At 35.4% G+C, this 15,661-nt stretch carries 13 protein-coding genes; 6 read left to right on the top strand and 7 right to left on the bottom strand.

Going from position 1 to position 15,661, the window contains the following annotated elements; genetic code table 11:
* Positions 1–24 precede the first annotated feature (24 nt).
* On the bottom strand, positions 25–1,293 hold the full coding sequence (locus Q0893_RS00635; protein WP_299271856.1) for a hypothetical protein: 1,269 nt from the start codon (positions 1,291–1,293) through the stop codon (positions 25–27).
* A 201-nt stretch (positions 1,294–1,494) separates the two neighbouring features.
* Here Q0893_RS00635 and Q0893_RS00630 point away from each other — a divergent pair, with 201 nt between their 5' ends.
* Both Q0893_RS00630 and Q0893_RS00625 read left to right on the top strand, forming a co-directional pair.
* Entirely contained in the window at positions 1,495–2,838 is a 1,344-nt protein-coding gene (locus Q0893_RS00630; protein ID WP_298901482.1) for a deoxyguanosinetriphosphate triphosphohydrolase, read from the top strand.
* A gap of 230 nt (positions 2,839–3,068) precedes the next feature.
* Positions 3,069–3,242, top strand: coding sequence for a hypothetical protein (locus Q0893_RS00625; protein ID WP_298901483.1), 174 nt, complete (start codon positions 3,069–3,071; stop codon positions 3,240–3,242).
* Here the strand turns inward: Q0893_RS00625 and Q0893_RS00620 are convergent.
* Both Q0893_RS00620 and Q0893_RS00615 read right to left on the bottom strand, forming a co-directional pair.
* The gene (locus Q0893_RS00620; protein ID WP_299271852.1) at positions 3,220–5,001 is read right to left on the bottom strand and encodes a 1-deoxy-D-xylulose-5-phosphate synthase; all 1,782 of its coding nucleotides are present in this window, start codon (positions 4,999–5,001) and stop codon (positions 3,220–3,222) included. The genes Q0893_RS00625 and Q0893_RS00620 overlap by 23 nt on opposite strands.
* Positions 5,002–5,023: 22 nt before the next feature.
* Positions 5,024–5,935 carry an energy transducer TonB gene (locus Q0893_RS00615; RefSeq protein WP_299271850.1) on the bottom strand — a complete coding sequence of 304 codons (912 nt, stop codon included), beginning with the start codon at positions 5,933–5,935 and terminating at the stop codon, positions 5,024–5,026.
* Between the two features lie 78 nt (positions 5,936–6,013).
* Between Q0893_RS00615 and Q0893_RS00610 the strand changes: the two genes are divergently transcribed.
* Positions 6,014–6,463, top strand: a complete 450-nt coding sequence (locus Q0893_RS00610; RefSeq protein WP_299271849.1) for a nucleoside deaminase — start codon at positions 6,014–6,016, stop codon at positions 6,461–6,463.
* A gap of 14 nt (positions 6,464–6,477) precedes the next feature.
* On the top strand, positions 6,478–6,888 hold the full coding sequence (locus Q0893_RS00605) for a hypothetical protein (protein WP_298901487.1): 411 nt from the start codon (positions 6,478–6,480) through the stop codon (positions 6,886–6,888).
* Positions 6,889–6,942: 54 nt separating this feature from the next.
* Here Q0893_RS00605 and Q0893_RS00600 read toward each other — a convergent pair whose 3' ends face one another.
* The 4 genes from Q0893_RS00600 to aspS all read right to left on the bottom strand — a co-directional run bounded on the left by Q0893_RS00600 (position 6,943) and on the right by aspS (position 11,098).
* Positions 6,943–7,134, bottom strand: coding sequence for a cold-shock protein (locus Q0893_RS00600; protein WP_230934899.1), 192 nt, complete (start codon positions 7,132–7,134; stop codon positions 6,943–6,945).
* Between the two features lie 114 nt (positions 7,135–7,248).
* Positions 7,249–7,485, bottom strand: a complete 237-nt coding sequence (locus Q0893_RS00595; RefSeq protein ID WP_298901488.1) for a hypothetical protein — start codon at positions 7,483–7,485, stop codon at positions 7,249–7,251.
* 34 nt (positions 7,486–7,519) lie between these two features.
* A complete protein-coding gene (locus Q0893_RS00590; RefSeq protein WP_299271846.1) occupies positions 7,520–9,298 on the bottom strand; it encodes a chloride channel protein in 1,779 nt (592 codons plus the stop codon).
* Between the two features lie 45 nt (positions 9,299–9,343).
* Complete coding sequence (aspS, locus tag Q0893_RS00585; RefSeq protein ID WP_299271844.1) at positions 9,344–11,098, bottom strand: aspartate--tRNA ligase; 1,755 nt, start codon at positions 11,096–11,098, stop codon at positions 9,344–9,346.
* 190 nt (positions 11,099–11,288) lie between these two features.
* On the opposite strand from aspS, the gene Q0893_RS00580 reads away from it, so the two are divergent.
* Both Q0893_RS00580 and Q0893_RS00575 read left to right on the top strand, forming a co-directional pair.
* Positions 11,289–14,246 (top strand): SusC/RagA family TonB-linked outer membrane protein, encoded by a 2,958-nt coding sequence (locus Q0893_RS00580; protein ID WP_298901491.1) that lies wholly within the window; start codon positions 11,289–11,291, stop codon positions 14,244–14,246.
* A 12-nt stretch (positions 14,247–14,258) separates the two neighbouring features.
* Positions 14,259–15,572 carry a RagB/SusD family nutrient uptake outer membrane protein gene (locus Q0893_RS00575; RefSeq protein ID WP_299271842.1) on the top strand — a complete coding sequence of 438 codons (1,314 nt, stop codon included), beginning with the start codon at positions 14,259–14,261 and terminating at the stop codon, positions 15,570–15,572.
* Positions 15,573–15,661 lie beyond the last annotated feature (89 nt).

Below are 15,661 nucleotides of genomic sequence, written 5' to 3'. Positions count from 1 at the left end.
CAAACTATATTGTTTGATTATTTTTTAGAATCCTAAATTTCCAGCGTTGTTGGCGTAAGTCCAGCTTAAGCTCGAAGTTGTTGCGCCAATAGTATTAGCACCTTCAGTTACAGCTGTAGCAGTAGAACCAAATCCGGTAACCGTAACGGTTTCAGCTTTATTTACGAAAATGCTAGTGACATCTGTAACACCTGCAGGTAATGCAATTTCCCAAGCTCCAAACGTTAAATCTCCAGTATTGTAATTGGTAGCAACACCATCATTATCTAATTCAACATCTGAAGACGCTTTGAACCCGTATGCATATATGTTATTTGTAAACCCTGTAGCACCAGATCTGTAATCTGCATATTCTCCATTCTCAGTAGTGGTATTACCAATAATAGTGGCATTTTGTAATGTAAATGAGCCTGTAGCAGAACCTTCTGGACCATCAATTTCAAAAGCGTGATCAGAGAAGTCTCCCAATATAACAACCGCATTGTCGATTGTACCAGAATACGCCTGATCAATATCTAAGGCGTCATCACCTTGAGCCCATACTAATAAGTTAGATGCGTTAACTGTTCCGCCAAAGAACTCTATACCATCATCAACATTGGCTACAACTTCTATATTATTGATTATTGTTCCGGTACCAACACCACCAAGTGTTAAACCGTTGATTTCGTTTCCTTCACCAATTAAAGCACCACCATGACGAATGGAGATATATTGTAATACTCCAGAATTATCAGTAGCATCTGTACCGCCATAAAGTCCGAAAGTATCGTCTGCAGGAATGCCTTCAATTTGAGCTTCAGTAATATCTCCAGAGAACGAACAAGGTGCATTACCTAATAGGATTAAACCTCCCCAAAGTCCTCTATCGTTTTCATCTAAGTTTGTACCAGCAGTTTCACCGCAAGTAATGTTATCAGCCGTAGATGTGAAAATAATAGGTTCTGATGCTGTACCAACAGCATTTATTTGTGCTCCTCTAGCAACAATTAAAGCAGAGGCTAAGGAACCCGTTCCAGGAGTTCCTTTAATGATAGTTCCTGCTTCAATAGTTAAAATAGCGCCATTATCAACAACCACTTTTTGATTCAATTGATAAATGTTATCGTTTGTCCATGTTGTGTTTTGTGTAATAGCTCCAGTTACTGATACTATTGGGCATTCATCACCATTACCATTTCCGTTTTGAATGATAGTAGTTTCTTCTATAATAATAGGTGTGTCATCATCTTTAAAACATCCTGTAAACACAAGAGAAGAAGCGATTAATGCAGATAATACTAATTTTTTCATGATTATTTTTTTAAATAGTTTTTATGTTCTTTTAGTAACGGTGCAAAGATGATTGTACAATGTAAAGTCAAGGTTAAGTAGTTATTAAACCTAAATCATAAAACCGTTAATTAAGTGTTATGGGATATTGCTATTTTTTGTTAATTGGAAACATTAAATTAACATTGAAATAGTTTATCTTGCTGGTGTTAAAACGATACTATGAATTGGGAACAATTACTCTCCTTAAAACGATTTGGTGATACTCATAAACGCTTAAGAAAAGAACAGGACGAAACACGATTAGGTTTTGAAGTTGATTATGATCGCATAATATTTTCTTCAGAATTTAGAAGTTTACAAGACAAGACTCAGGTGGTGCCATTATCTAAAACCGATTTTGTCCATACACGTCTTACGCATAGTTTAGAGGTAAGTGTAGTTGGTCGTTCTTTAGGCCGTAAAGTCGGACAGAAAATATTGGAGAAGCATCCTCATTTAAGAGATGTACACGGTTATCAAATTAATGATTTTGGAGCCATTGTTGCTGCTGCTGCACTTGCACATGATATTGGGAATCCGCCTTTTGGGCATTCTGGAGAAAAAGCTATTGGTGAGTTCTTTAAAACCGGAGAAGGCCGTTATTTTGAAGACGAATTAAACGCTGAGCAATATGAAGACTTATGCAGTTTTGAAGGAAATGCCAACGGATTTAAAATCCTAACCGAAAGCAGAAAGGGACGTGTTGGAGGTTTAAGACTAAGTTATGCAACACTTGGAGCATTTACCAAATACCCTAAAGAGTCCCTTCCGAAGAAACCCACAACTCATATTGCAGATAAAAAATATGGTTTTTTTCAAAATGAAAAAGATACGTTTAAAGATATCGCCCAAGAATTAGGCTTAATAAAAAGAGGTGCTAATGATGATGTTAGTTATTGTAGACATCCGTTGGTATATCTTGTTGAAGCAGCAGATGATATTTGTTATACGATCATAGATTTCGAGGATGGTATTAATTTAGGACTTATACAAGAAGAATACGCTTTAGAATATTTAATCAATTTAGTTAGAGATTCTATTCAAACAAAAACCTATAATGCATTAGAAAGCACCCAAGACAGGTTAAGTTACTTACGTTCATTAGCTATCAATACCCTTATTAGTGAGGCCGTAGATATTTTTATGGAACATGAAAACTCTATTTTATCTGGAGAATTTTCTAAAGCACTTATAGATTACAGCGCATACGAAGCACAAATAAAAGACATTATTACCTTAAGTATTAGTAATGTATATCAATCTACAGAGGTTATCGATAAAGAAATTGTAGGTTATAAAGTTATAAATGAATTACTCCAAGTATTTACTAAAGCTGTGGTCCATAACTTAAAAGGTGAAACATCTAATTTTGACAAGCTGATTTTAAAATCATTAAAACATCATGTTGATATCGAAAAGGATAATCTTTATGATAGTTTGCTGTCTGTTTGTTTTTATGTTTCTAAAATGTCTGATAGTAATGCAATGCTTACTTATCAAAAATTGACAGGGAATCATCTGTAATATAGAGTGTTAGTAATAATACAGAATAGACGCTGTGTTTTGTTGATATTAGTGTTGATAATTATTCACTTAAGTAAATAAATACTCACAAAATAAGTATGATCTTTGAGAGAGATACAGAAGGGAACTTTGTAGAGTTCTCTTTTTATTTTATGCATTTCATCGATTAAATTTGTATTTTAACGATAAATAACTATATTTGTTTAACCTAATCTTTTAAACCTACACAGATGAAAAAGAATATTCTTGGAGCTGCAGTGATTTTTTTCGTAACACTAGCGTTTTTGTTAATGATTGATGATATTACTAGTAATGGTAATCATGAACCACAACAACCCAATGTTCAGGTTTACGACGTGAATGAGCAGCCAGATATTGCTACTACAGACCAAGAGGAGCAATAGAGCTAAACAAAAGACTTAAACTATCGGCATCAATCTTTAAAGATTGATGTTGTTGTTTTATAGAAGCATGTTCAACAAAACGGTCTGGTATTCCTAATGTTTTTATAGGTGTAACGTAGTTGTTTTTTGAAGCAAATTCCAAAATAGCACTTCCAAATCCGCCAATTATCGTACCATCTTCGACGGTGATTATATGATCATATGTTTTAAACATGTGGTGTAATAAGGTTTCATCTAATGGTTTAACAAAACGCATATCGTAATGAGCTATATGGTCATTGTTTGTACAAGAATCGATGGCATCTTCCACAATTGATGAGATTGATCCAATAGTTAGAACTGCTAGATAATGGCCTTCTTTGAGCTGAATAGCTTTACCAATTTTAATTTCTGAAAAAGGCTGTTGCCAATCAATAATACGACCACGACCTCTTGGATATCTAATGGCAATAGGGTGGTCTAATCCTAATTGGGCAGTAAACATGATGTTTCGTAATTCAACTTCATGTCTTGGAGCAAAAATGATCAAATTGGGAATGCATCTCAAATAGGCTAAATCGAATACGCCATGATGTGTTGCACCATCTTCACCTACCAATCCTGAGCGATCCAAACAGAAAATAACTGGGAGATTTTGTAGCGCAACATCATGAATGACTTGATCGTAAGCACGCTGTAAAAATGTAGAATAGATGTTGCAAAATGGAATCAATCCTTGGGTTGCCATTCCAGCAGCTAAGGTCACAGCATGTTGCTCGGCAATACCAACATCAAAGGCACGCTCAGGAATTTGCTCCATCATAAATTTTAAGGAACTTCCTGTGGGCATAGCGGGTGTGATACCAACTATGTTTTTATTCTTCACAGCTAGTTCGACTATGGTATGTCCAAAAACATCTTGAAATTTTGGGGCTTGCTGCCTAGAGGCAGATTTAGCATATACCTCTCCCGTATCTGGGTTGAATTTTCCCGGTGCGTGATATTTAACTTGGTCGTCTTCGGCTTGTTTTAAGCCTTTACCCTTGGTGGTAATGACATGCAAAAACTTAGGGCCTTTAACCAATTTCAAACGTTCTAATTCCGAAATAAGCGCGTTAAAATCATGACCATCAATAGGACCTGAGTAATCAAAATTTAAGGCTTCAAAAATATTGTCTTGCTTCTCTTTTCCTTTTTTTACATTGGTTAAATATTGTTTCAAAGCACCAACGCTTGGGTCGATTCCAATGGCATTATCGTTCAAAATCACCAACAAATTAGTGTCAGTTACACCAGCGTGGTTAAGTCCTTCAAAAGCCATTCCGCTGGCAATAGAAGCATCACCAATTACTGCGATATGATGTTTGTCTTCGCCTTTAAGTTGTGAGGCAATAGCCATACCTAAGGCAGCAGAAATTGAGGTTGATGAATGCCCAACACCAAAGGTGTCGTACTCACTTTCTGCACGTTTTGGAAAACCACTAATACCACCTTCTTGTCTGTTGGTATGAAATATATCTTGTCGCCCAGTAAGTATTTTATGTCCATAGGCTTGATGTCCAACATCCCAAATGAGTAAATCGTCAGGCGTGTTGAATACATAATGCAAGGCCAAAGTTAATTCTACCACACCAAGACTAGCACCTAAATGACCTTCTTTTGTGGCTACAATATTGATAATAAACTCACGTAACTCTTTGGCGAGTTGAGGTAAGTCATTTGGCTGTAATTGCCTTAAGTCTTTAGGGAAATTAATATGGTCTAATAGTCGTTTTTGCACACTACAAAAATACGAGAATTAATCAGTCTTCCATATTAAAAGCAATAGGTAAATTATAAGCAACCGCAACGGGCTCACCATCATATTTTGCTGGACTAAACTTTGGTAATAAACCAATAACGCGTTTGGCCTCTTCGTCTAATAAAGGATGTGGAGCTCTGGTGTCAATATCTTTAACATTACCATGCGCATCAATTGTAAATTTAATATAGATCCGTTGTCTTCCATTTAAACCAAGGTTAGCGGCAGTTTTTATATTGAAATGTTCTAAAACAAATGCTCTCATACGTGTATTAAAATAGGCTTTGATATCTTTCTTTGGAAGGTTTTTAGGTGCATCAATGAAATTTGGTTTTTCATCAACAGTATACCATGTTAAAGGGTAATTCGTGTCTACAATGTCTACATCACCTTCAACGATTACAATACCTGTAGGTGTAGAAATAGGAGGCGGTGGAGGCGGTATTTTTTCTGCGATGCTATCTACTTGTTTTTCTTTTGTTGAACAAACAGATGCTGTAGAGTCAACTTGTGTTTTGGCTTCAAAAGCAGTTGAATCTATAGCGGTTTTAATAATCTCCACACTCTCTATCTTTTTGGCTTGTCCATTATCATCAGAACAACTAAAGAGTGATGTTCCCATGGCTAATAACAAGGCCAATAAAAATAGCTTATGGAAACTCATAGTTTGCTCAAATACGGTTTCTGAAATTTGCAAATTAACAGCATCTAACTGATTTTGTCTAATATGTCCGCAAATCCTATGATGTTTATGCTCATGAATAAATTCTTGAACTTCGTTGGTGTTCATTTTAGTGAAATCAACAACTGTTTTAGAGCAGGATTGACAAAAACGTCCTTTTTCATTAGGCGTCATTTCAGACCAGTTTTCATGACATGGTTTGGGAATTGAGATCGTGTAGCGTGGTTTCATAGTTGAGTGATTTCTAGAATAGCATCAAAATTCTTGCCGACTTTCAGAAAAAACATTTAGAATTGTATTTTTACAACTATGGAAAACCCGTTTGATGACACTTATTTTATGAAAAAAGCCTTGCAAGAGGCTGAAGATGCTTTTGAAAAAGGTGAAATTCCTGTAGGTGCTGTAGTCGTTATTAATGATCGAATTATTGCTAGAGCACATAATTTAACTGAGCTTTTAAATGATGTTACCGCACATGCCGAAATGCAAGCCATTACTGCAGCTGCTAATTTTTTAGGAGGAAAATACTTGACCAATTGTACCTTGTATGTTACGCTAGAGCCTTGCCAAATGTGTGCAGGGGCTTTGTACTGGAGTCAGATCTCTAAGATTGTTTATGGAGCCAGAGATGAAGAACGGGGTTGTATTCATTTAAAAACAAAACTACATCCTAAAACAAAAATGGTTGGAGGTGTGCTTGCCGATGAGGCTTCTGCATTATTGAAGCGCTTTTTCATTCAAAGACGAAATTTGAATTAATAGTTAAACACACTATGAAAATTAGTAATCATTTATTTAGATCTGTGATGGTGGTTTTAATATTTGTACTGCTATCCAGTTGTGACCCTCCACATAATATATTTCTTATCAATACAACCGAATCTGAGGCTAAGATATCGTTTCACTTCAACGAAACCTTTGAGAATAGATTATTAAAAGATGATGTAACTGGAGATTCTCTAATTGTATATTTAAAGCCAAATGAAACGTATGATATGGACTTCGGAATAGGAACGTGGTCAGATGATGAAGTCAATACATTGGTGAAATCAATACGTTCGTTGGAAATAGAAACAATAGATACTAAAAGCATTTATAAAACGGAAAAAGCAATGCGTAGTCTTTTTGTGAATAATAGAACAGGACGTTGGTGGGACACCGAAATTAATTTGGAAATTCAATAAAAAAAACGCCTAACTTTCGTTAGACGTTGAAACTGTAATATAAAGTATATCTTCTTAAAGAACTTGTACGTTAGCCGCAACCATTCCTTTTCTTCCTTCTTCTTCAGTGTACTCTACATTATCGCCTTCACGAATTTCAACACCGTTAAGGTTTGATACGTGTACGAAAATGTCTTTTCCTGTTTCTTCGTTGGTAATGAATCCAAATCCTTTTGAATCATTAAAAAATTTAACTGTTCCAGTCATTGTAAAAAAAATATATTAATTAAGATGCAAATGTAAGGCTAATAATAATGCAATGCATTAATTAATTGCAATTTTTTAAAATATTGAAAATTAAACAGTTAAAAAAAAGATTGTTTAGTACTTTTTATCTTTCTGGTTTTCACGCATTTTATCAAGGTTTTCCTGCGTTAACATGTAGTCTTTTATGTCTTTACCTTTCCATCTGTAATATCCAAAAAGTGGAAAGACCACGGCAAAAAGCCCAATAACACCAAAGCCTATGAGCTTTTGAGAGTACTCAACATCTATAAGAAAGCCACAAATAATGCTGGCAGCTGAGGCTAAAAATGCAATAAGAATAATATATTTCATCAGAATGTGGTTTTGGAAAATACCATTTTATGAATTAAGACGTAAAATTAATTAATTCTCGCCTGTATGCTGTTAATAGTTTAGATTTTGATACAAATCCGAAATAACTACCCGCTTTAATTACTGGGAGATTCCAAGCACTACTATCTTGAAATTTACGCATTACATCTTTCATAGAATCACTTTCGTAGTAAATATAGTCTGGCGGATTGTGCATAAATGTTTCTACCGAAGTGGTTTCATAAAGGGATTGGTCAAACATGACAGTTCTAATATCGTCTAGTAAAATAATACCTACTAAATAGTGGTTTTCATCTACTACAGGAAATAAATTTCGACTCGATTTAGCAACACCTTGATGGAGCATCTCACCTAGAGGCATTTCAGGATTTAGAATTGTAAAGTCTTTTTCGATAACACTATCTAATTTCATTAAGGTTAATACCGATTGGTCTTTATTATGTGTAAGAAGCGCTCCTTTTTCGGCAAGTTCCTTTGTGTAAATAGTGTGATCTACGGCATTTTTAGTAATAATGAACGACATGGAAACGGTAATCATTAATGGAACGAACAATTGATAACCACCTGTGATTTCAGCAATTAAAAAGATAGCAGTTAAAGGTGCATGTAGCACTCCTGCTATTAATCCTGCCATGCCTATAAGCGTGAAATTTGATTCAGATACCTGAAAACCAAAACCTATATTGTTGATGATTTTTGCAACGACATTACCTAGTGCGCTTCCCATAACCATTGTTGGAATAATAATACCACCTGCGCCGCCAGCGGCAAAAGTAGTGGTCATGGCTACAGCCTTAAAAACAGTAATACCAATAAGCAATGCGATAACGACCCAAATATTGTCTAAATAATCATCAAATGGCGTTTTCCCTAAAGCATGTAAATGATTGCCGTCTAGTAAATCTTTAATAAAACCAAAACCCTCCCCATAAAGTGGAGGAATAAAATAAAGCATCACTCCAATAGCTAAACCACCAACAATGAGTTTTTGACCGCTTGTTTTAAAACGTTCAAAAAACTTGTAAACGGCAAAATAAATTTTAGAGAAGTAGATTGAAGCAACTCCGGTTCCTATACCAAGAATGATAAAAAATAATGTATCCCTTAGGGCGAATGTTGTTGAAACATTATAGTTGAATAGCACGCCGTTTCCAAGAAAAAAATATGAAGTTAATACGGATGATACGGAAGCAATTAAAAGCGGTAATAAGGAAGCGAAGGTAAGATCGAGGCTAAACACTTCTACCGCAAAAATAATGGCGGCAATTGGGGATTGAAAAATAGAGGCAATGGCGCCAGCTGCTGCGCAACCAATGAGTAAGGTTCTTGTTTTTCTATCCACATGAAATAATCGTCCAATATTTGAGCTCACTGCCGATGCCGATGCAATTGCGGGACCTAATAATCCAACCGATCCACCAAAACCAGCGGTTATTGGTGCAGTAATTAGAGGGAGGTACATTTTACTCCGCTTTAGTAATCCGTTCTTCTTGGATAAGGAAAACAAGATACTCGGAATAGCATGTTCTACTGGTCGTTTTGAAACATACTTGGCGAATAAGTATACGAGCCAAAGACCAATGACAGGTAAAATAAAATAGATTCCATTTTGAGATTCTATGATGCCCTTTTCCAACAACCACTCAATACCATATGTGATATTTTTAATAGTTACAGATACCAACCCAGATAATAAGCCAATAAGAATAGCTAATAAAAACACGAAGTTCTTTTGCGAGATGTATTTGTATCGCAAAATGAGTAAGCGCTTTATTAGGTTTTGGATTGGCATAGATTAAATCTACTAAAAAATCCTGCATGAAGCAGGATTTTTAATTTATGATTTTAAGTTGAGTTTTAAACTCAATTCAGTTAATTGCTCATCATCAATTGGAGCAGGCGCATCAATCATGACATCTCGACCATTGTTATTTTTTGGGAAAGCAATAAAATCTCTAATTGTTTCTTGTCCGCCAAGTATGGCTACCAATCTGTCCAGTCCAAAAGCTAAACCACCATGTGGAGGTGCGCCATATTGAAAAGCATCCATTAAGAATCCAAACTGAGCTTTTGCTTCTTCAGGTGTAAATCCTAAATAATCAAACATTAATGCTTGAGTTTCTTTGTCATGAATACGAATAGATCCACCACCAATTTCATTTCCGTTTAAAACTAAGTCATAGGCATTAGCTTTAACATCACCTGGATTTGTTTTGAGTAACTCAAGCTGTCCTGGTTTAGGCGAGGTAAATGGATGATGCATAGCGTGGTAACGTTCTGTATCTTCATCCCATTCTAAAAGCGGGAAATCCATAACCCAAAGTGGTGCAAACTCATCAGGATTACGTAAACCCAAACGTTCTGCAAGTTCCATACGTAAAGCACTTAATTGTGCTCTTACTTTGTTCGTATGTCCTGAAAGTATACAAATTAAGTCTCCAGGTTTTGCTCCAGTAGCTTCGGCCCATTTTGCCAAATCATCTTGATCGTAAAATTTATCTACCGAAGATTTATAAGTTCCATCTTCATTACATCGGCAATATACCATTCCTAGGGCGCCAACTTGAGGACGTTTCACCCAATCAATTAATTTGTCAATCTCTTTTCTTGTGTGGCTGTTTCCTCCAGGAACCGCAATTCCTACTACAAGTTCGGCCGAATTAAAAACATTGAAATCTTTATGTTGAGCTACCTTATTAAGTTCTCCAAATTCCATCCCGAAACGAATGTCTGGTTTATCATTTCCGTAGAGACGCATCGCATCGTCGTACAACATTCTAGGGAATTTTTCAATTTCAACACCATTAATCTCTTTAAGAAGATGGCGAGTTAATCCTTCAAAAGCGTTTAAAATATCTTCTTGTTCAATAAAGGCCATCTCGCAGTCAATTTGAGTAAATTCAGGTTGTCTGTCGGCACGTAAATCTTCATCTCTAAAGCATTTTACAATTTGGAAGTATTTGTCCATACCTCCAACCATTAACAGCTGTTTAAAGGTTTGTGGAGATTGAGGTAAAGCGTAAAATTGTCCTTCGTTCATTCGAGAAGGGACTACAAAATCACGAGCACCTTCTGGTGTGGATTTAATTAGGTAAGGTGTTTCAACTTCTATAAACCCTTCATTAGATAAATAGTTTCGTACTTCTTGAGTGACTTTATGCCTAAAGATTAAGCTGTTTTTTACGGGATTACGACGAATATCCAAATAGCGATATTTCATACGTAATTCTTCGCCACCATCAGTGTTATCTTCAATAGTAAAAGGTGGTAATTGTGACTCATTTAGAATTAATAAGTGGTCTACTAAAATTTCAATATCACCAGTTGGCATATTAGGATTCTTAGATTCACGTTCGATAACCTTTCCTTTAACTTGAATTACAAATTCTCTTCCAAGTTTTTGAGATTGTTCTAAAAGTGCTTTTGCTGTTCGTTCTTCATCAAATACAAGTTGTGTCAACCCATAACGGTCTCTAACAACAACCCAGTTAATTGCTCCTAAATCTTTAACGCGCTGAACCCAGCCTGAAAGTGTAACTTCTGTATTGATATGCGATGCTCTTAATTCACCACAATTATGACTTCTGTACATAGTAAAAAATTGAAATGCAAATTTAACAAGTTAATATGTTTATTTCTATGTTTCGTGGCAATTTCTGGTTTAAGAAATTAATTTTTAAAGAATTCAAACAACATTATTTTTACATCTTTTTAACAATATTTGTGAATTTATTAAGTTTTTATTAAGATATTTAACATGACTAATTCAAAAAATTAACATTATGAACTACACTTTATCATTAAAGTTGCTTCTTTTTTCTTTTCTTTTTATTCCGCTCCTGACTTTCAGTCAGAATGTTACGGGTAAAATAATGGATGGGGCTACAAATCAACCTTTGCCTGGTGCTAATGTCATCATAAAAGGGACCTCTACAGGTGCAACTACAGATTTTGATGGAAACTTCTCAATTAACGTTGATAGTTTTCCAGCTACACTTGTTATTTCTTCTTTAGGTTTTGAAACTATGGAAGAAGTTGTAACCGAACCGGGAGTCGTTAACGTTACTCTTAAAGAATCTGCAACGGCCTTAAACGAGATTGTTGTTACAGGTTTAGCATCGTCTACGAAGAGATCTAATTCTGCCAATGCTGTTGCATCAATTTCTGCAGCGGATCTTACTGGTGTTACTGTGCAATCCGGTTTAGACGGAGCGCTCTATGGTAAATTTAATGGAGCAGAAATTAAAGCAAATTCTGGAGCTCCAGGTGGTGGTATTTCAATGAGACTTAGAGGTGTTACTTCAATCTTTGGAGATCAGCAACCGCTATTTGTTGTAGATGGTGTTTATGTAGATAACTCATCGATTGGGTTAGGAAATAATATTGTAAGTCAGGCTGCTGGTGGTGGTAACCCATCATCTAACCAAGATGATGCATCTAACAGGATTGCTGATATAGATCCAGAAGATATTGAAAGCGTTGAAATCTTAAAAGGAGCTTCGGCTGCCGCTATTTATGGGTCTCGAGCTGCTGGTGGTGTTGTTATCATCAAAACAAAACGAGGAAAGCAAGGAAAGCCGAGTGTACAATTTTCACAGGTTGTAGGTTTAAGAAGCCCAACACAATTATTAGGATTGAGAGACTATACTCAAGCTCAAATTACTGCATTAGGTGGACCAAGTAACCCAACGCTTACAGATTATGAAGCATTACTTTTTGATCATACTAGAGTATCTTCAACAACAAGGTTTTCAACATCTGGAGCTAAAGATAATACAGATTATTTTTTAGGTGCTACCCATAGAGATGAACCAGGTTTGGTTGACAATACTGGTTATACAAAAAGTTCAGTACGTCTTAATGTCGGACAACGATTTAATGATTGGTTAGATATTTATGTAACATCAAATTATATTAATTCGAAAGCCGATAGAGGGTTCTTTAATAATGGTAATGCCAACAGAACAATAGGATATGCGTTAGCGTTTACTTATCCATGGGAAGATTTGTCGCCAGTTAATGGTGTTTATCCTCAAGGTGGTGCAGGTTCAAATGTTCTCGAGACTGTGGCTTTAACCACAAATAGAGAGGAAGTAAATAGATTTATTGGAAGTGCTAAGTCGAACATTAAGTTATGGACAACAGATCAACACAGATTAAAACTTGTGTTAGAAGGTGGTTTTGACCAATATACATTGAGAACAACCAGTATTTTTCCTAGAGCATTATCTTATTTTGCATCACCAACATCTTTAGGAGGTGTGGCAATTTCTGGAACAACGATTAATACAAATTACAACTTGTCGGCGTTCTTGGTTCATAATTTTGATTTGGATAACGGCTTAAGTTTTACAACACAGTTAGGTAGTTTTTACCAAGACTTCGATCGTAATACTGTGATCACAATTGCTTCGGGATTAAATGGTTCTCAAACTAATTTAGGACAATCAACTAATGTGTCAACACAACAAGTAATTCGACCTCAAAAGGATACAGGATTCTTCGCTCAAGAGGAAATTAATTATAATGATCAAATTATAGGAACCATTGGTATTAGAGGTGATAAGTCAACAAACAATGGAGACGCTAATAAAATGTACTATTATCCAAAAGCTAATTTAGCTGTGAATCTGCACAAATTTGATTTCTGGAATATAGATGAAGTGTCTTACCTAAAACCAAGAATAGCCTATGGTGAATCTGGAAGATTTTCAAACTTTAATGACCGATTTACATTAATGAATCCACAATTTATTGGAGGTCAATCTGGTTTAAGCCCAGGGAATTTGAGAGGGAATCCTAATATTGGCCCAGAACGCCAAGCAGAATTAGAATACGGTCTTGATTTTGGGTTATTAGATAATCGTTTAAATTTTGAAATCTCATTCTATAATAAGAAAATTGACGATCTGTTGATTCAAGCACAAGCTCCACCATCTTCTGGTTTTACAACTGAAGTGGTAAATGGTGGTGAGTTAGAAAATAAAGGTATTGAGCTTGGTTTAAATGCTACAGTTATGGAAAAAGAAAATTTCACTTGGAATGCAAGTTTAAAATGGTGGAAAAATAAGTCTGAAGTAACACGTCTTGATGTTCCTGCATTTACTACAGGTGGATTTGCCGCATCTTTAGGAACCTTCTTAATTCAAGAAGGAAAAAGCGCAACACAAATTGTAGGTACTTATGACGCTACAGCTTTTACGCCAGAAGAGATTGCAGCCAGAGATCCTGAAGGAGATGGTTTCTTCGTTTATGGGAATGCAGAGCCAGATTTTCAAATGTCATGGTTTAATGAAATAAATTATAAAAATTTCGATTTTACATTTTTATGGCATTGGAAAAAAGGAGGTGACAATATCAATCTAACAACCTTATTATATGATTTAGCTGGAACAACATGGGATTACAATGACACCGGTTTAGATCCTAGTGGTCAGTTAAATAATGGAGATTATAGAGCTAGTCAAGCCTTTGTTAATCCAGATCCAGTAATCGAAGACGCTGGTTATTTAAAATTAAGAGAAATTGGAGTGTTTTATACATTACCAAATGATTTAATTAAGTATGCAAGTCAAATTAGAGTAGGCGTTTCTGGACGAAACCTCATTAACATCTTTGACTATAATAGTTATGATCCTGAGGTTTCTAATTTTGGAAACAATGTCCTTGGAAATAATGTTGAGGTTACACCTTATCCAACATCTAAATTTGTAAACTTTCATTTAAATGTCACTTTCTAAAAAAATAATATTATGAAAAATAGAATAATAAAAATGATCTTTTTTGCACTAGCCTTTTCTTTTGCTGGTTGTGATTTAGATGAAATACAAAATCCAAACGCCCCTACAGTGGAAAGTTTTGGAAATGGATCTAGCCAGGCTGATGTTCAGCTATTGGCTTCAGGACTCGAAGCGATAATGAGAAATGATTTAGCGTTTCATTATGATACAGTAAGTATTCTTGGAAGAGAATACTATGATTTAACAGGTGTAGATCCTCGTTATACAGGAGAGCTTTTAAAAGGACCATTAGACAATAATGGGTTTTTAACTACAAGAGCATATGCAGCGTGGTATAAAGCAGTAAAATCGGCCAATATATTGATTGAAGCTGTTGAAAATTCTTCCGCAGGATTTACAGATGATGTTAAGAATAGTTATTATGGATATGCAAAAACATTAAAGGCATATTCGTTATTAATGGTAGCTAATAGACAGTATACAAATGGAATTCGTCTTGATGTTGCTGATCCTGATAATTTAGGACCTTTTGTAGGTTATACAGAAGCACTGGCAGGAATTATGAGTTTATTAAATGAAGCAAACACTGATTTAATGAATGCTTCTGGAAATTTTGATTTTAGCATTAGTGCAGGCTTTACAGATTTTAATACAACAACAACTTACAGACAATTTAATAGAGCTGTTGCTGCCAGAGTAGCATTATATCAAGGCAACAATTCGTTAGTACTTTCGTTACTTGCCGAGTCGTTTTTTGACATTAATGGAGATTTATATCTTGGTCCTGCTCACATTTTTGGATTAACTGGAAATGATATCCTTAATGCGCAGTTTCATGTTCCTGGTCAGTCTGGACAGGAGTTTATGGTCTTAGATTCGTGGATTGCCGATGCAGAAGCTGGTGATACTAGAGTTACAGAAAAATCTATTGAGCTTCCTGGAGGAACCATGTTTGACGGCCTTTCTGCCGATTATCAAATAGCTGTTTATGATAGCAATGTGGACCCTGTATATCTCATTAGAAATGAAGAGCTTATTTTGATTTATGCTGAAGCTAATATTGGAACAAATAACAGTGAAACTGTTGCGGCAATTAATAGAGTTAGAAATGCGGCTGGCTTAGGTGATTATGCTGGAAGTCAAACCGATGATAATGAACTATTAGAAGAAGTTTTAAGACAAAGACGTTATTCACTTCTAGCTGAAGGTCATCGATGGATTGACCTTAGAAGATTAAATAGATTAAATGATACTTATATTGAACTGGATAGACCTGGTGACAATGTAATTGACGCATTCCCTACACCATTTGCTGAAAATGAATAGGTAATTATAGAGTAGTTAAATCAAAAGCCTCAACATTATGTTGAGGCTTTTTCGCTATTAATCAAACCTTTTCTAATTCCCTAAAAAGG

The organism is uncultured Psychroserpens sp. (assembly GCF_947494225.1).
Classification (GTDB): domain Bacteria; phylum Bacteroidota; class Bacteroidia; order Flavobacteriales; family Flavobacteriaceae; genus Psychroserpens.
The sequence above is the reverse complement of the archived record's forward strand: the minus strand, read 5'-3'. Positions and strand labels throughout refer to the sequence as shown.